This is a genomic window from Bacteroides caecicola (assembly GCF_023337095.1).
GTDB classification, from domain to species: domain Bacteria; phylum Bacteroidota; class Bacteroidia; order Bacteroidales; family Bacteroidaceae; genus Phocaeicola; species Phocaeicola gallinarum.
In genome coordinates this window covers 1-17,510 of record NZ_JAMBLM010000007.1, presented here as the reverse complement: position 1 = coordinate 17,510, position 17,510 = coordinate 1, and the positions used below count along the sequence as shown (strand labels likewise).

Sequence of the window (17,510 nt, the reverse complement as noted above, 5' to 3'; positions counted from 1 at the left end):
ACCTTACGGTTATGTTGCGGCAGACTGACGTCAGTCTTGGAAATCTTCCAAATTGTTTAATTCGCCGTTTTCCATCATGTGTTTTATTTTCAGCCCTATCCTGATGAAATCTTGGCTGGTTGAATCCATCAGCCCGTTGGTAGCGGCACGTTCTAATAAGTCGGGCTGCTGGATGGTACCTTTGATGATAGCCCGAATCATCTGTTCCTGATTATTTAAAATGTAGTAGCAATACGCAATGGAGAAATAGCATGATTTGACGAGCAAAGGATATTCTTGCTCTAACCGTTTGAAAAACAAGAGTGCATCTTCTATCAATGCGTTGCGGAACAGCATTTTCGCAGTTTCTTCGATGATTTCTCCTTTGTCGATGGCCAATGCTTCCGCATAGGCTATTTCGGTGCGTGCTTTATCAATATCCTTTATACGAATGTAATACTCGGCAAGAGTAAGATAAAGTTGGGCATATTCGCTGTCGTGTTTTAGTGCATCGTCGATGTCTTTTTTCGACAACTCTAACTGATTGGTAAACAGATAGCAGGTAGCCCTTCTCTGAAGTGTGACACCCCATTCCAAGTCGGAAAGTTGGGTTTTGTCTATAATCAGGTTTAAATATCTGATTGCCTTTTCGTAATCTTGTATCGAGATGTAACATTCTGCCAGTACCTGCCAGATTTGTCCTTTATATGGATGGGTTTCTTCTATTTTGTGGAAACATTCGATAGCTTTCTGTAAATTTTCATTCTGCACATAGCAAAGCCCCTTTATTTCAATAGCCATTGGGTTCTCAGGCTCGATAGCCAGTGCAAATTCAATGGATTCAACGGCTTTTTCCGTGTTTTCTAATTGTAGGTAACAGCGGGAAAGGTTAATCCAATGTATAATGTCGTAAGGATTGTCATCCAGTAACCGGTTGGTATAATAGACAGACTTTTCAATATTGCCAAGATCAAAATGACAACTTGCCAGAAACTGCCATGTCTCACGGTTTTCGGGGTTTGCTTTATATGCTTTTTTCAGCCATTTGTACGCATATTCCTTATGGTTTGTTTCCATATAGACGTCAGCAATATCAAGCAGCGTTTCTACTCTTTCCTCTTCATCTTCTTCATCTTCTACCATTTTGGTGAAAATTTCTTCTGCTGCTTTGATTTTCCCTTGTTCCACCCAAAGTGTGGCACGCAGAAACAGCACTTCGCTGTCTTGCTGGTCGGGTAAAAGCTCCAAAGCCTTTTCCGCTTGGTCGTATTTACCTTTTGCAATTAAGTTATGGCAGCAATATATCATTACATCAAGATCGTTCGGATGAAGTTTAAAAGCATACGCAATAGCCTGCTCAGATTCGGCTATCATATTTTTACTGGCATAATATTCGGCTATTTGTGTCAGTTCGTTACTCTCAAAGTACGTTGATGTATTTTCACGTACCATGTTTTCGTATTTTGCCAGTAATTCTTTAAACTTGGGGTGTTCAAAAGAAGAAGATAAATCGTTTCTCATCATGAAAAGAGAGCGGACAGAATAGATTTGTTTTTATACCGTGATGAGGAAACTGTATCATGAAAAATCATGAATTTGTTTCATAATCAGTCCCCTCCTCACGGTATGTGTTAGTTTATTTATTAATCTTGCTCCATGTATCTTTCAGTGATACTGTGCGATTGAATACCAAGTGTTCCGGTGTAGAATCTTTGTCGACGTTGAAATATCCGATACGCTGGAATTGCAAGTAATCAAGCGGTTTGGCATTGGCAAGGAATTTTTCTACATAACATTCCTTTAATACCTTCAGCGAATCCGGATTAATCATTTCCTGCATGGCTTCCAGTGCCGAACAGTTTTTCTCTTCGCGGATGGCAGCCATCGTGTCGCGCGGATTTTCTACTTTCCACAAGCGGTCATACAAGCGTACTTCTGCCGTCAGACAGTGATTGCAGCTAACCCAGTGAAGCGTACCTTTTACTTTCCGGTTGGCTTCCGGCATTCCGCTTTTCGTATTCGGATCGTATTCAGCATATACCTCTGTCACGTTACCGTTTTCGTCTTTTTTACATCCGGTACATTTTACGATATATGCATTTTTCAGTCTCACTTCTTGTCCCGGAGTCATGCGGAAGTATTTCTTCGGCGCATTTTCCATAAAGTCTTCTCGTTCTATCCATAATTCGCGGCTGAACTCGATGATGTGGGTAGGCGAGTTGGGGTCTTCCGGATTATTGATAGCCTCCATCTCTTCTACTTTACCCTCCGGATAATTGGTAAGAATCAGTTTGACCGGATTTAATACAGCAGATACACGGGTGGCACGGGTATTCAAATCTTCGCGAACTGCACTTTCAAGCAAGGCAAAGTCGTTTAACGCATCATAGGTAGTATAACCGATTTTGTCGATAAACTTATGAATGGATTCCGGCGAATAACCTCTGCGTCGGAAACCGCAAAGTGTCGGCATACGAGGGTCATCCCATCCGCTTACCAGTCCTTCTTTAACCAGAACCAGTAAATTACGTTTGCTCATCAGCGTATAGTTCAGGTTGAGCTTATTAAACTCATACTGATGAGGACGATTATCGTCGAGGTCTTTGCCGTCTTTAACCCAATCAACGAACAGGTCATAAAGCGGACGGTGTACCACGAACTCCAGTGTACAGAGAGAGTGGGTTACACCTTCGAAAAAGTCGCTTTGACCATGTGCGAAGTCATACATCGGATAAGCCTTCCATTTGTCTCCCGTGCGATGGTGAGGAGTTTTTACAACCCGGTAAATGATAGGGTCACGGAAGTGCATGTTAGGGTTAGCCATGTCAATTTTTGCACGGAGTACCATTTTCCCCTCCTCAATTTCGCCGCTGTTCATTTTCTGGAACAGTTCAAGGCTCTCTTCGATAGGGCGATTCCGATACGGGCTTTCCACTCCCGGTTGGGTAGGTGTTCCCTTCTGTGCAGCAATTTCTTCCGAAGTTTGCTCGTCTACATACGCTTTTCCTTCCTTGATGAGGCGGATGGCGAAATCCCACAACTGTTGAAAATAGTCGGAAGCATAATATTCATGTCCCCATTGGAAACCTAACCATTGGATATCCTCTTTGATAGCTTCTACATATTCCACGTCTTCTTTGGTGGGGTTGGTATCATCGAAACGCAAGTTACATACGCCACCATACTTTTTTGCAATACCAAAATCGAGACAGATGGCTTTAGCATGTCCGATATGTAAATATCCATTAGGTTCAGGCGGAAAACGAGTTTGTATTCTTCCCCCGTTTTTCCCTTCTTTTAAATCTTTTTCTACGATTTGTTCGATAAAGTTCAGACTCTTTTTTTCCGAACTTTCTGTTACATTCATTTCAGTCATAGCGTTTTTTCCTTTACACTTTTGTCGACAAAAATAAGTGTTTTCCTGCGAATAACCTAATTCTTGTTAGCGTATAAACAATAGTTCGCGATATTTGGGCAATGTCCACATCTGGTCATCAATAATAAGTTCGAGCTTGTCGATGTGGTAGCGTATCTCTTCGAGCATAGGTGCGATGGTATCGTGATAAGCGATAGCTTTTTCCCTTTCTTCAGCAATTCGGTTGGCAACCTTTCGTGCTTCCACCATAGCGTCAACACGTTCTTTGATGAATGCCGTATGCTGGGCTATCTCTCGGATAATCGCCAGATTCTCAGCTGAAAGCGAAGCTGCTTCATCGGCAGGGAAAAGAGATTTCATCTTGTATGCATTGTCGATGAGCTTCGTCTGATACTCGATAGCCACCGGAACGACGTGATTCATTACCAAATCGCCCAATACCCGGGCCTCGATTTGAATCTTTTTGGTATACATGTCCCATTTCACCTCGTTGCGTGCCTTTAATTCCTTCCGGTTCATTACACCTGTTGATTCAAACATCTGAATGGTTTCAGGTTTCAAATAGTTATCGAAGATTACAGGACAACTGGTTTCGCAATCCAATCCGCGGCGTGCAGCTTCTTCTTTCCATTCTTCGCTGTATCCGTTTCCGTCAAAACGGATGGGTTTGCATTCTTTTATATAACGGCGGATGACTTGAATGATGGCAGAAATTTTAGGTTCGCCTTGTTCGATTAATACATCTACGTCTTTTTTGAATTGAATCAGTTGTTCGGCTACGGCAGCATTGAGGGCAATCATCGCACTGGCACAGTTGGCTTCTGAACCCGGCGCACGGAACTCAAAGCGGTTTCCGGTGAAAGCAAACGGAGACGTTCGGTTACGGTCGGTATTGTCGATTAACAACTCCGGTATCTGGGGAATATCCAGTTTCATACCTTGTTTGCCGGCCAAAGATATCAAATCGTCGTTGGTGCTTTCTTCCAAATGATCTAACACTTTGCTGAGCTGAGTACCGAGGAAAGAAGAAATAATGGCAGGAGGAGCTTCGTGCGCACCTAAGCGATGAGCGTTTGTAGCACTCATGATAGAAGCCTTCAGTAATCCGTTATGATGATAAACAGCCATCAGCGTGTTGACTACGAATGTTATGAATCGGAGATTTTCTTCAGCCGTTTTACCCGGAGCCATTAAAAGCACGCCTGAATCTGTTCCTAATGACCAGTTGTTGTGTTTACCTGAACCGTTTACGCCCTTGAATGGCTTTTCATGTAATAACACACGGAATCCATGATTGCGGGCTATTTTGCGCATCAAAGACATGATAAGCATGTTGTGGTCTACTGCCAAGTTACATTCTTCGAAGATAGGAGCCAGCTCAAACTGATTCGGAGCTACTTCGTTATGGCGCGTTTTCACCGGAATGCCCAATTCCAAAGCCTGTATTTCAAGGTCTTTCATGAATGCAGCGACACGAGAAGGAATAGCGCCGAAATAATGGTCTTCCAACTGCTGGTTCTTGGAAGCCTCATGTCCCATCAATGTACGTCCGGTAAGTAATAAGTCGGGGCGAGCTGCATATAATCCTTCGTCTACAAGGAAATATTCTTGTTCCCATCCGAGGTACGAAACTATCTTCTTTACAGAGGGGTCGAAATAATGCATTACGTCTAAAGCCGCTTTGGTCACAGCACGAAGTGCTTTCAGCAAGGGGGCTTTATAGTCCAAAGACTCACCGGTGTAAGCTATGAAAATGGTAGGAATACACAGGGTATCGTCTACAACGAATACAGGTGAAGAAGGGTCCCAAGCACTATACCCGCGAGCCTCGAACGTATTGCGGATACCACCGTTGGGGAAAGAAGAACCGTCTGATTCTTGTTGAACCAAAAGTTTTCCTGAAAACTCTTCTAACATACCTCCTTTGCCGTCGTGTTCAACAAAAGCATCGTGTTTCTCAGCCGTACCTTCTGTCAGGGGTTGGAACCAGTGTGTATAATGAGTAACTCCTAATTCCACCGCCCACTTTTTCATGCCGGCTGCCACTTCATCAGCAATGCTTCGGTCGAGTGCTGCTCCGTTATCTATTACGTCTATCATTTTTGCGTAGACTTTGCTCGGCAGATATTTAAACATTTTCTCCCGATTGAAAACATATTTGGCAAAATATTCGCTCGGACGTTCGGTGGGATGCGGAACATCAACGGGCTTTTTGTGGAATGCTTCTTCTACGACTCTAAATCTTAATTTTGACATAATACCTAATGTTTGTATAGTTTTAATAGTTGGTTATTCTTATAAATATTGGCAGATACGTCTCATGCCTTCTTCACATTGTTTCCGTTCGCCGAAAGCAGTCAGTCGGATGTATCCTTCTCCGTTCGGTCCGAATCCCACACCGGGGGTACTTACTACATGGGCTTCATATAAAAGGTGTTCGAAAAATTGCCATGATGTAAAGCCTTTAGGAGCTTTTACCCAAAGATAAGGGGCGTTTTCTCCTCCTGAAACTTTAAGTCCTGTTCCGTCAAGATACCGTTTCATAAGACGGGCATTGTCCATATAATAATCTGTCATGGCTTTTACCTGCTCTTTTCCTTCGGGAGTATAAATAGCGGCAGCTCCTCGTTGGGCGATATAAGAAGCCCCGTTGAACTTTGTGTTTTGGCGTTTGCTCCATAATTTGTTCAGGCTGATTCGTTCTCCTGTCAATGTGGCTGCTGTTACCTCTTTAGGGATAACGGTATATCCGCATCTCACTCCTGTAAATCCTGCCGTTTTTGAAAAGCTGCGTATTTCGATTGCCACCTTTTTCGCTCCTTTTATCTCATAAATGGAATGCGGAATATCCGGCTGGCGAATATATGCTTCGTACGCAGCATCGAATAAAATAAGCGTGTCGTTGGCAAGCGCATAGTGTACCCACTTCTTTAATTCGTTTTTGCTTAATACGCTACCTGTCGGATTGTTGGGATAGCATAAATATATAATGTCTACCCGCTGGGTAGGAAGCTCCGGTATAAAATTGTTTTCCGGTATGCACGGCATATAAACCACATTGCTCCATTGATGGTTTGTTCCCAAGATTCCTGCCCGTCCGCACGACACGTTCGAGTCTATATAAGCCGGATAGATAGGGTCGGTTACACCGATGCTGTTGTCATGGCGCAAGATGTCGCCGATATTTCCCGTATCCGATTTGGCTCCGTCGCTGATGAATATCTCGCTTGGACTTAAACTGATACCTCGCTGTGCATAATCGTTTCTCAGTATGGCTTCAATCAGAAAATCGTATCCTTGCTCCGGACCATAGCCATGAAACGTTTCGGGGCGAGTGAGATCATCAACCGCAGCTTTCATAGCTTGGGCGCACGCCTCGGGGATAGGACGGGTTACATCTCCTATTCCTAAATGAATTATGTCTGCCTTTGGATGGGTTACCCGGAATGAATTAACCTTTTTGGCTATATCCGTAAACAGGTAATTATCCGGAAGTTTCATCAGATGTTCGTTGACTAATGCCATGCTAACTTTAACGCGTTCTATATTTGCGGCAAAATTACGAAATTTATGTTATTTTTACTGCGATACGTATTAGTTTTTTTTCGTACTTTTGCGCCAAATTAAAATCATAGAAAAAATGAATCCGGCTTTGATAGTTACTCGCAAGCAGAGAATACTGAGAGAAATTAAAGATTACTTGATGATCGGTTTAGGAATGATTATGTATGGTATTGGATGGACAGGCTTCCTTCTGCCCAGCGATATCCCTTCTGGTGCCGTTCCCGGCATTGCTTCTATTATTTATTGGGGGACGGGATTTCCGGTGCAATATACTTATTTAATTATTAATTTCTTATTATTGCTTCTTGCGCTGAAGATATTAGGATTGAGGTTTTGTTTGAAAACCATATTTGCTGTTTTTACGTTGACGGCTATATTGGCGGTAATCCAGAATGTGGTTACAGGACCACTGATTCATGACCAGCCTTTCATGTCTTGCGTTTTAGGTGCTTCTTTCTGCGGCGCAGGTATTGGTGTGGCTTTTTCGGCAAACGGCAGTACGGGCGGAACAGATATTATTGCTGCTATCGTCAATAAGTATCGCGATATATCATTAGGACGTGTTATCTTGATTTGCGATGTGATTATTATTTCATCCAGTTATCTGGTATTGCATAATTGGGAGAAGGTGGTTTACGGTTATGTAGTGCTCTTCATCTCAAGTTTTGTACTCGATCAGGTAGTAAACAGTGCACGTCAGTCTGTTCAGTTCTTCATCATATCGAAGAAATATGAGGAGATAGGAAAGCGAATCAATAAGGACATGCACCGTGGCGTAACGTTTCTTGACGGGGTAGGGTGTTATACCAATAACCATGTGAAGATGATGTTCGTGTTAGCCAAGAAAAGTGAATCGAATACCATATTTCGTTTGATTAAAGATATAGACCCTCAGGCTTTTGTTTCCCAAAGTGCCGTTATTGGTGTTTTTGGTGAAGGATTTGATAGGATTAAGGTTAAATAGATTTATAAAAGCAAGAAATTTATGGTGACAACAAGTGTAGATATTGTAAGAAAGTTGGCGGCTCAATATCATTGCCTGATGAGCCGCGAACAGATTCATGCGTTGGCAGATATAATAACTTGTAAGAAGTATAAGAAGGGTGAACGGATATTAGACGAGAAAGAGACCTGTAAGGCGATGTTGTACCTTGAAAAAGGGATGACGCGCCAATTCTATTTTAAATATGACAAAGATTTAACCGAACATATTGCTTATGAAGGCGGGATTGTGGTCTGTTTGGAGAGCTATTTGAAGCAAGAACCCACCCGCTTGATGATAGAAACGCTTGAGCCTACCGTATTGTGGGAGATTCCGAAAGAGGAAATCGAACATTTATCGTTGAAAGAAGCAGAGATAGGTGTGCTTTACCGTAAGTTTTTCGAATATTCACTGATTGAATCTCAGGTAAAAGCCGATACCTTACGGTTTGAGCCTGCTCACGAACGTTATAACAAATTGCTTCAGCTTCATCCGGAGATTTTAAAGCGTGCTCCTTTGGTGTATATAGCATCTTTGCTCCAGATGACCCCTGAAACATTAAGTCGTGTACGCTCTGCGAATCTGAACGATAAATGAGTGTTTCTCAGAATAATACGAGACCTATTTCAAAAACACCTTTGTCGTCGAATTTTCCTTCTCCCTTATAACGGCGCAACCATTCATAACCGCCCGATGCAAATACTCCCAAGCGGCGGGTTATGCTATACTCTAAATTAAGGCGCGGTTGTAAGGCATAGAGGCGGGCAGGGTAGCCATTGTTTTTATTATCTAATGTCTCAATGTGGTAAAATCCCATGTCTGCGCTGATGTCAAAGCGAGAGGTAATCGGATAATGAACGCCCGCCCGATAAAATCCGCTTACTGAAAAATCTTTGTCGAATCCAAGATGATAAGTTCCCGCTCCCAATGTGGTATAAGTAAAGCGGTTCTTAAAGCGTACGGCGAGGTTCAGCTTGCTGGCGTTTCCTCCGGATATAATCATCTGGATGCGTGTTTCCGGCTTCACGTTGATACATCCTATCTGTCTTGTCTTGTCGCTTTGGCTGACATTCACGATACCCAGTTGCAATCCTTTTTGGCTTTCATTGGCTACGTTGCCTATCCCAACCTGAAGTCCGTTATTCTGCGCGCTATAATTAGAAATACCAAGCTGTACACCCTTGTTTTCTACACTGACGTTTCCTAACCCCGCCAGTTGTAAACCACGGTTTTCTTTACCTGCCACATTTAATAAAGACGTCAGTTGAAGTCCGCAGGTGTTTTCGCCTACCACGTTCATCAGTCCTCCGATGGCTACTCCTTTGTTGGTTTTCGAACTGATGTTTCCCAATCCGGCTATCTGTAAACCTCCGGTGTTGTTTCCTCCAAGATTTATCAGTCCTCCTAAAGAAAATCCTTTTAAGTCTTTACCAGTTACATTTCCGAGCCCCGATAACTGAAAACCTTTGGCAGATTCTCCGTTGATGTTCATCAATCCGGCAAGGAGTACGCCTTTCGAGTTATCCCCTGTAACGTTGGCTAACCCGGCAAGTTGGAAAGCAGATACGTTTAGCCCCGTAACGTTGGCAAATCCGGAAATCTGTACACCGTCTACCTTATAGTGTACAATGCTGGATATAAGGTTAATACCTACTCCGTTTAGTCTACTGAAATTACTGAGCAATCCTATGTTAAGGCCGGTCTTGGGCGGAAAATTCTTTTTGTTTGTAATATTAAGCGATATATTCGCCGTTTTCTTCAGGCCTTTCTTCTTAGTTTGGGCTGAAAGAGGAATTGCCTCTGCCGATAGACATATCAGCAGAAGCAATGCTATGGTTTGCTTGTTCAGTTTCATTTTGTTGTTTATTTTACGTCTTGATACAAGAAACGTTTGATACTCTTCTTGGGAGTCTTTTCAAACTCTTCCGGATAAATCTTTACGCGGGCTATCTGGGAGTAAGCGGGCAACTCTTGGTTGAGTGCTACCCGGTTTTCTTCCATAACCTTTTCTATATCTTCTTTGGATAATCCTTGTGCAAAGGCTTCATCGAAATCCGGATAAATCAGTGCGGCAAGTTTATTGTCGCTTTGCTGAATGATAATACATTCGCTCACATAAGGCATGGTATTCAGTCTGTCTTCTATTTCCTCCGGATAAATGTTTTGTCCGGACGGACCCAAAAGCATGTTTTTGCTGCGTCCTTTAATGGTCACGTTTCCGTCGGCATCCATAATACCGAGGTCGCCCGTATGCAGCCATCCGTCTTTGTCGATAACTTGCCGGGTCGATTCCGGATTCTTATAATATCCCAGCATTACGTTATCTCCCCTTGTCAGGATTTCACCCACGATATGTGCCGGGTCGGGACTGTCGATACGCAGTTCCATACGCGGTACTACCTTTCCGCACGAACCGGGCTTAAAGCGTTTCCAGTCTTCGTAACAAATAATGGGGGCACATTCCGTCATGCCGTAACCTACGGTGTACGGAAAATCAATGCTGCGGAGCAACTTTTCTACATCTTGGTTAAAGGCAGCTCCACCCACAATCAGTTCGTAGAAATTGTTTCCGAACGCCCGAATCATGTGTTCGCGTACGGTTTCTTTTATTTTGTCGTTGATGATGGGTACTCGCAGTAAGATTTTCATCTTCAGCGTTTCCAGTTTCGGAAGTATATTCTTTTTGATAATTTTCTCAACGATGAGGGGAACCGAAATCACGATATGAGGCTTTACTTCGGCAAAGGCTTGGAATATGATTTTCGGACTCGGCATACGGTTGAGGAAATAAACGTGACAACCGCAGCAGAACTCGTAGATGAACTCAAAAGCCAGACCATACATGTGTGCCATCGGCAATATGGAGATAACCCGATTTCCGGGCTGAAGTGTCAGCACGTCGAAAGCGAATTGTGTGTTCGACCATAAAGCACGATAAGGAATCATTACACCTTTCGAGAAACTCGTCGTCCCCGATGTATAATTGATAATGGCAAGTTCCTCGGTTTCATCTCGGCGGTAACTCACGTGTTCGCGCCGGAAATTGCGGGGAAATTTCTTCCCGAACATTTCGTTCAGATGTTCGCGGGCATACTCCAAATGTTTGCTCCGGCATACCAGCAACGTAAAGTCGGTCATTAAAATAATCCCTTCAAGGTTAGGCATTTCGGCTTCGTTAAGTCCCTCCCATACGAAATCGCCCACAAATAGCAGTCGTGCATCCGAGTGGTTTACGATATTATGTACGGTATCCGGTTTAAACTCGTGCAAGATAGGTACGGCTACTGCACCGTAGGTAAGGATTGCGAGAAAAGCTACTCCCCAGTGCGAACTGTTTCGTCCGCAAAGAGCCACCTTGTCGCCGGGTTTTACTCCGCTTTCGGCAAGTAAGATGTGGAGTTTTTCTATTTTGCGTGCTACATCTTTATATTGTAACGTCGCTCCTTTGTAGTCGGTTAAGGCATCTAAATCCCAATTATTTTTGATACTGTTTTCAATAAACGCCAAAAAACTTTTTTCCATAAATTTGTTTTTAATATTGCACAAAGTTGAATGCCTTTGTGCAAAGATATAGTATTGTTTTGTTTAATCCAACAGTTTCAATGTTTAAAATGTTTTTCTTTCAAGGTATGTTTTTCAGTTTTATTATAAAATAAATGGCAGGCTGATGTGGAATGGAAAAATCGTACTGTATGTCGGAGAAAAAGACCACCTCTTCTGCGTAGAGGGTTTATTTTTATAAATAAATAATGCAGAAATCGAATAAATTTTCTATCTTTGTCTACGGTTTAAGTGATATTAATAGATATTGTATGGAGAAAGTTATTATCAACTCGTACGAAGATTTTGAAAAGTTAGTCGGACATCAGATAGGAGTTTCCGACTGGATAGAAATTCCTCAAGAGCGTATTAATCAGTTTGCAGACGCTACGCTGGATCATCAGTGGATTCATGTAGATACGGAACGGGCGAAGGTAGAAAGCCCTTATAAGAGTACGATTGTACATGGGTATCTTACTCTTTCTTTGCTTCCTCATTTGTGGAATCAGATTATTGAGGTGAATAACCTGAAGATGATGGTTAATTATGGTATGGATAAGATGCGCTTCGGACAGGCTGTTCTGTCAGGGCAGCGTGTTCGTCTGGTAGCCGATTTGCAGTCGCTCGTAAACTTGCGCGGGGTGGCCAAAGCGGAAATCAAATTTTCCATCGAGATTGAAGGGGCTAAAAAGAAAGCCCTTGAAGGTGTTGCCACCTTTTTGTATTATTTTAATTGATAGAGATAATCTTAACTTATTGAATATCATCGGTGTTTCGAAAGCGCGCCTGCGTGCTTAAACGCTATGGGATGAACTTGTTGAAACATCCGCATGTGTCAGTGAACACATCCGTATGTGTAGGGTTACACATGCGGATGCGTTTTTTAAGCGCGGGCATGGATTGCGTGTTCTGCTTCCGGCAAGGTAAAAACAGGGAGGGGGAGACGTGATTCATGCCTGACTTTTATGGGATAGAAATTAGTTATGACTGACGAAGTGAAACAACAATTGTGCGCGTGGGCACAGGCTTATCACTGTACGGATTTTATAGATACCGACCCGGTACAGTTTCCGCATCGTTATCGTGAGCAAAGGGACATTGAAATCAGCGGATTGCTTACTGCTGTATTGAGTTTCGGAAACCGGAGCATGATACTGAGGAAGGCGGATGAGCTGGATGCCTTAATGGGACATTCTCCTTTGCGCTATGTATTGTCCCGGCGTTGGGATGATGATTTTAAAAGCAATGACCGGCGGAGTTTTTATCGCATGGTTTCTTATGCTGCTTTCCGCTGTTATTTTGAAAAGTTGTATGCGGTTTATGCTGCCGGTAAAACGTTAGAAGACGCTTTGCTCGGTTATTCAGGCATTCCGATGCAGCAGTTATGTGCCTTTTTGGGGGTATCCGACCGTAATCCGCAGAAAAAGTTGAACATGTTTTTAAGATGGATGATTCGACGCGATTCGGAAGTTGACTTCGGTGTATGGAAACGTATGAATCCTGCCGATTTGTTAATTCCGCTGGATACGCATGTTTGCCGTGTAGCATATCATATTGGGCTGACAGACAAGTCTTCGTTTTCCCTGACTAATGCCCGGCGGATAACCGAAGCGTTGGCACAGGTTTTTCCCGGAGACCCGTGTCTGGGCGACTTTGCCCTGTTCGGTTATGGGGTGACGCACAAGTAGCCTTTAAAATTTCATCGAAGCATAGAAACCGTAATGACCGTCTCCGGCAACGGGGCTGATGGTGAGTTCGTGTTTCTTTGCAAAAGGACGGGTAAAGATGTACGAACTTCCGGCTCCGATAGCAGCTCCGGCAGCAACGTCCCACCAGTCGTGTTTCTTCCCGTAGACTCGGCTCCATCCTACGTAAGTGGATAAGACATAAGCCGGAAGTCCCCATTTCCATCCGTAGCGGCGTTGGATAAAAGCTGCTGCCGTAAACGATACGGAAGTGTGCATGGAGGGGAAAGAGTGGTTGTCGCTGTGGTCGGGGCGGTCTTTCTTTACAATGTATTTTAGCGCATACGTAACGCCAAGTGTGGTTGCGCCTGCGAATACTCCCTGTTTTAATCCTTCCCAATCTTTATTGATTAAAATGGCAGTCAGTCCGGCTACCGGAAGAAGAATTGCGCCTACGTCTCCCGATGTACGTACCGCTTTGCGGCTGCCCGTAACTGCTATTTCTTGTGCTTGGATGGAGACTGCAAGGCAGAGAGCTGTCAGAAAACAAATAATTGATTTCATCTTTTGGCTAAAATAGTTTGGGGATAAATATAATAAGTCCTATCGTGGCTGCTACTACGGCTAACATCAGAACAGCTCCTGCTGCCATGTCTTTTGCCCGCCCGATGGCTTCATTGTAATCCGGTGAAATGACATCGGCAAGGGCTTCGATGGCAGAATTGACGGCTTCTGCCGCCAGCACGGAGCCTATGGAAAAAACAACAGCAATCCACTCTCCGGCAGATAACCGAACGATTAATCCGGCTACGATGACGCACACCGCCGAAAAACAATGTATCCATGCGTTATGCTCGTGCCTGATTAACCATTTGATTCCGTTGAAAGCATAGCGGAAGCTGAGCAACCGCTTGCGCAGAGTGAAGCCGTCGTTTTTCATTACGTACTACCAGTTTATCGTAACTTCTACCGGGCAATGGTCTGACCCGAAGATTTCCGTGTGAATTTTAGCGCCGGATAATTTGTCAGCCAAACGTTCGGAAGCGAGGAAATAGTCGATACGCCACCCTGCGTTTTTTTCGCGTGCCTTAAAGCGGTACGACCACCACGAATAAATGTTCTCCTGTTCGGGATAAAAGTATCGGAACGTATCTATGAATCCGGCATCCAGCAGCGTCTGGAACTTTTCGCGTTCTTGGTCGGTGAATCCTGCATTCATACGGTTGTTTTTCGGATTCTTTAAGTCGATTTCCTTGTGTGCCACGTTCAAGTCTCCGCATACCAATACGGGTTTCTTGGCATCTAATGACTTTAAGAACTTCCTGAAGTCATCTTCCCACGTCATTCGGTAATCCAGCCGTTTCAGTCCGTCCTGCGAATTGGGAGTATATACAGTGACCAGATAAAAATTCTCCATTTCCAGTGTTATGACACGTCCTTCGTGGTCGTGCTCATCAATACCCAGCCCGTAGCTGACGTTCAGCGGTTGATGTTTGGTAAATATGGCTGTACCGGAATAACCTTTCTTTTCGGCATAGTTCCAGTAAGAAGTATATCCATCGAAAGCAAGATCAAGCTGTCCTTCCTGCATCTTTGTTTCTTGCAGACAGAAAAAGTCGGCATCAAGTTGCTTGAAAGCATCTCGGAATCCTTTGTCACAGCAAGCACGTATGCCGTTTACGTTCCATGAAATAAGTTTCATCATAAAAGAGTATAGGGGTTAGATAAAAAGAATATTATTTTTTTAAGTCGAACAGATAAGTCAGCTTTCCTCCGATGTAAGAGTGAGCCGAGCGTGAGAAAAAGTCTTTCTTTGTACTGTTATAAAAGTCGCTTAGTCCGAAGTAGTACCTTGCTTCCAGAATGAAATTGCCGATACCGGTGCGCGCTTCCAGTCCTCCTCCGCCGATGATACCATAGTCGAATTTATTTTCAGCCATTTTGCCGTATTGTTCATTGACTCCGTTCGGACGTTCTGACGGATGCCACGGGTCGCTTTTTTTCTCATTCTCGCTAAGCAGGAAGCCGACTTGTGGACCAAGATTAATGATGAACCTCACTCCATGTCCTTTGTCTTTACCGAAAGCAAGGTGTGCCATTAATGGAATCTCAATATAATTCATGGCGCGCTGATAAGTATCGCCACTCCCGTCTTCAATACTTTCTTTCCAGCCTCGTTGCGAGTAATTGATTTCCATTTGGATACCGCAAATCATTTTGAAATATTTTTCGGAGATATAACGGGCTGTCACGCCGATATTCGGACCGATTAATTTGCTTTGCTTAATGCTGGGGTCGAAGCTGACGTTGCTTAAATTCACCCCTCCGTTGACTCCGACTGAGAAGTTATGCCGTTCGTCCTGCAACTGGGCTTGGGCAGACAGGCTGATTAAACAAAAAAGCCCACAGATAATTATTTGGTATATTCTCATGAATCGATTGCTTCGTTATGTATGTTAAGTTCTGCTTTATGTAGAGGATTAGTCAAAATCAAGTTTTATCAATTCGAAATCTTTGGTAAGATGAACGAAGAAAACCTTTCGGTTGATAAACCCTCCCCAATTATTAACGCGCTCAAACTTGAATCCGGTTTGTATCGGGATAACTTGGATGGCATTTAAATTTTCTTCCAGTTTATTTCCGTGTTGAGACAATCCTTTCAAGAAAAAGTAGCCGGTATCAAAGCCTAACATGCCGTACTTCGGAAAGATGTTTGCCATGTCTTTGCTATACCAGCGACGATAGCTTTGAGTGAAGTCTACGGCAGCCGGAAATAGATTGTTGGTATAGAAAGAAGAATAGAAATAAGTGTCAAGTTCGTAAAAACTTGCCAGATAATCTTGTGTATAAGTTTGCCATTCCGGATAGCCAAACAGATGGATATCTGCCTCCGGATGGCTGCGCCGTATCTGCGTTAGCTGAGGAACCAGTCTGTTCAAAGCCAAATCCTGTCCGGATGTAGGGATGAATATGTTTGTTTTATTCGCGTCAATGGCAGCAAGCAGTTTAAGCGTATCTACGTTGGTTATCGATTGATAGCTAATCTGATTATTGCTCAACTCTGTCTTCATGCCTTTGATAAATTCGTCTTTATCCTTGCTTCCTGTTCCCGCATCGAGAAAGACTACATTGGCTTTACTGAATTTGCGGAGGAAGTGTTCGTATACCTCTGAGTAAAGGTAAGACTGAGGCGTGTTTACCTGATAGACATACGGATTGCGGAATACTTGTTTTACTTCCGGAGAAAAAGGTATAACCACACGGACTTTGTTCTTTTCGGCAAAATCGGTCAGCTGATTGATACTGTTGGCATGTACAGCCCCGAATATGATATCCATATCCTTTAGTTCCGGTTTTGACAGAATGGTACCGGTCGAAGCCGTGTTCCCTTTTGTGTCATAGGTATAAATATCCAAAGAAACGCCTTGCTTCTTTAAACTGTCTACCGCAATAAGAAAACCTTCATAATATTCTATCATGCGTAATTGCTCGTCGTGGCTTTGACCTTCTGTGAAAGGTAATATGACGGCGGCTTTTACGGTTTGTATTTTACGGGGCGAGGGCTCACTCTGTTTGAATAATTCTTCATTGGAGGGAGCGCTGACCGGAGTCTTTTCCTGCGTGTCTTTTACCGGTTGTGATGCGGGATAAGGTATGAAGAGAAACATCCCCCGTTTCAGTTTCCCGTTTTTTAATTCAGGGTTGGCTGCAATTAGTTCTTCTTGTGTGATGCCATACTTCCTGCTGATGCTGAATATGGTTTCCTTGCGGGCCACCTTGTGCATATCCCGCCACTCGTTGCTGTGTGCGTTTGCTTCAGAGTCTTTGCCTGCGTTTGCCAGATTCTCCTGAGGTTGTTTTATAGCACTCTGTGCTGGAATGGAGATTACCTGTCCGATACGGAAATTGCTTGCGCTCAGTCCCGGATTGGCATCGCAGATGGCTTGTGCCGTTACGTTGTATTTAACGGTCAGTTGATACAGTGTTTCTCCAGCCTGTATCGTATGGAAAGTTGGCTTTTCTTGATTTGAACCACTGTTTACCTGCGGGATTTTTAAGGTTTCTCCTGCCCGTATTTGTTTTTCGCAACCGGGGTTCAGACGTACGATGTCTTCTATCGTTACGTTATACATGCTGGATATGGAGTAAAGACTCTGTCCTTTGGTTATTGTGTGTAAAAAATATTCGTTTCCGTTCTGCGCCTGTACGGGGGTTCCCATGCTGCCGAACGTTAATACCAAAGACAAGCAAAGTGTATGAATGAATTTCATCGTTTTCTTGTTTCGAGATTTGTTGATTGGCAAAAGTACAAAAAAGTTCGGTATAGCTTTCAATGTATGATATAAAACTTTTAAAATTCGCTGATAAATCTTTTAGAGCTTGT

General features: G+C 43.4%; 15 protein-coding genes. 4 read left to right on the top strand and 11 right to left on the bottom strand.

Annotation, left to right across the window (positions count from 1 at the left end):
- Positions 1 to 30: 30 nt before the first annotated feature.
- The 4 genes from M3085_RS08300 to M3085_RS08285 form a co-directional block, all read right to left on the bottom strand.
- A complete protein-coding gene (locus M3085_RS08300) occupies positions 31 to 1,503 on the bottom strand; it encodes a tetratricopeptide repeat protein (RefSeq protein ID WP_249052781.1) in 1,473 nt (490 codons plus the stop codon).
- A 112-nt stretch (positions 1,504 to 1,615) separates the two neighbouring features.
- Positions 1,616 to 3,355 carry a glutamine--tRNA ligase/YqeY domain fusion protein gene (locus M3085_RS08295; protein ID WP_249052780.1) on the bottom strand — a complete coding sequence of 580 codons (1,740 nt, stop codon included), beginning with the start codon at positions 3,353 to 3,355 and terminating at the stop codon, positions 1,616 to 1,618.
- A gap of 66 nt (positions 3,356 to 3,421) precedes the next feature.
- Positions 3,422 to 5,611 carry a glutamine synthetase III gene (locus M3085_RS08290; protein WP_191709239.1) on the bottom strand — a complete coding sequence of 730 codons (2,190 nt, stop codon included), beginning with the start codon at positions 5,609 to 5,611 and terminating at the stop codon, positions 3,422 to 3,424.
- A gap of 39 nt (positions 5,612 to 5,650) precedes the next feature.
- Entirely contained in the window at positions 5,651 to 6,880 is a 1,230-nt protein-coding gene (locus tag M3085_RS08285; protein WP_178257451.1) for an LL-diaminopimelate aminotransferase, read from the bottom strand.
- 115 nt (positions 6,881 to 6,995) lie between these two features.
- On the opposite strand from M3085_RS08285, the gene M3085_RS08280 reads away from it, so the two are divergent.
- Positions 6,996 to 7,883, top strand: coding sequence for a YitT family protein (locus M3085_RS08280; RefSeq protein ID WP_178257450.1), 888 nt, complete (start codon positions 6,996 to 6,998; stop codon positions 7,881 to 7,883).
- 24 nt (positions 7,884 to 7,907) lie between these two features.
- Positions 7,908 to 8,498 carry a Crp/Fnr family transcriptional regulator gene (locus M3085_RS08275; protein ID WP_249052854.1) on the top strand — a complete coding sequence of 197 codons (591 nt, stop codon included), beginning with the start codon at positions 7,908 to 7,910 and terminating at the stop codon, positions 8,496 to 8,498.
- A gap of 7 nt (positions 8,499 to 8,505) precedes the next feature.
- On the opposite strand, the gene M3085_RS08270 is transcribed toward M3085_RS08275, so the two are convergent.
- Positions 8,506 to 9,756 (bottom strand): LA_2272 family surface repeat-containing protein, encoded by a 1,251-nt coding sequence (locus M3085_RS08270; RefSeq protein WP_249052778.1) that lies wholly within the window; start codon positions 9,754 to 9,756, stop codon positions 8,506 to 8,508.
- An 8-nt stretch (positions 9,757 to 9,764) separates the two neighbouring features.
- On the bottom strand, positions 9,765 to 11,423 hold the full coding sequence (locus M3085_RS08265; RefSeq protein ID WP_178257448.1) for an AMP-binding protein: 1,659 nt from the start codon (positions 11,421 to 11,423) through the stop codon (positions 9,765 to 9,767).
- 290 nt (positions 11,424 to 11,713) lie between these two features.
- On the opposite strand from M3085_RS08265, the gene M3085_RS08260 reads away from it, so the two are divergent.
- On the top strand, positions 11,714 to 12,178 hold the full coding sequence (locus tag M3085_RS08260; RefSeq protein WP_178257447.1) for a MaoC family dehydratase: 465 nt from the start codon (positions 11,714 to 11,716) through the stop codon (positions 12,176 to 12,178).
- A gap of 246 nt (positions 12,179 to 12,424) precedes the next feature.
- Entirely contained in the window at positions 12,425 to 13,129 is a 705-nt protein-coding gene (locus M3085_RS08255) for a TIGR02757 family protein (RefSeq protein ID WP_249052777.1), read from the top strand.
- 3 nt (positions 13,130 to 13,132) lie between these two features.
- Here M3085_RS08255 and M3085_RS08250 read toward each other — a convergent pair whose 3' ends face one another.
- Genes M3085_RS08250 through M3085_RS08230 form a run of 5 tightly spaced genes read right to left on the bottom strand, consistent with a single transcriptional unit; the run spans position 13,133 to position 17,397 of the window.
- Positions 13,133 to 13,690, bottom strand: coding sequence for a phosphatase PAP2 family protein (locus M3085_RS08250; RefSeq protein WP_191709241.1), 558 nt, complete (start codon positions 13,688 to 13,690; stop codon positions 13,133 to 13,135).
- A 7-nt stretch (positions 13,691 to 13,697) separates the two neighbouring features.
- On the bottom strand, positions 13,698 to 14,066 hold the full coding sequence (locus M3085_RS08245; RefSeq protein WP_249052775.1) for a diacylglycerol kinase: 369 nt from the start codon (positions 14,064 to 14,066) through the stop codon (positions 13,698 to 13,700).
- A gap of 6 nt (positions 14,067 to 14,072) precedes the next feature.
- Complete coding sequence (locus M3085_RS08240; protein ID WP_249052774.1) at positions 14,073 to 14,831, bottom strand: exodeoxyribonuclease III; 759 nt, start codon at positions 14,829 to 14,831, stop codon at positions 14,073 to 14,075.
- Between the two features lie 31 nt (positions 14,832 to 14,862).
- Positions 14,863 to 15,558: a porin family protein gene (locus M3085_RS08235; RefSeq protein ID WP_178257442.1), complete on the bottom strand. Its 696-nt coding sequence runs from the start codon at positions 15,556 to 15,558 to the stop codon at positions 14,863 to 14,865.
- A gap of 48 nt (positions 15,559 to 15,606) precedes the next feature.
- Positions 15,607 to 17,397 carry a LysM peptidoglycan-binding domain-containing protein gene (locus M3085_RS08230; protein WP_249052772.1) on the bottom strand — a complete coding sequence of 597 codons (1,791 nt, stop codon included), beginning with the start codon at positions 17,395 to 17,397 and terminating at the stop codon, positions 15,607 to 15,609.
- Positions 17,398 to 17,510: the final 113 nt, after the last annotated feature.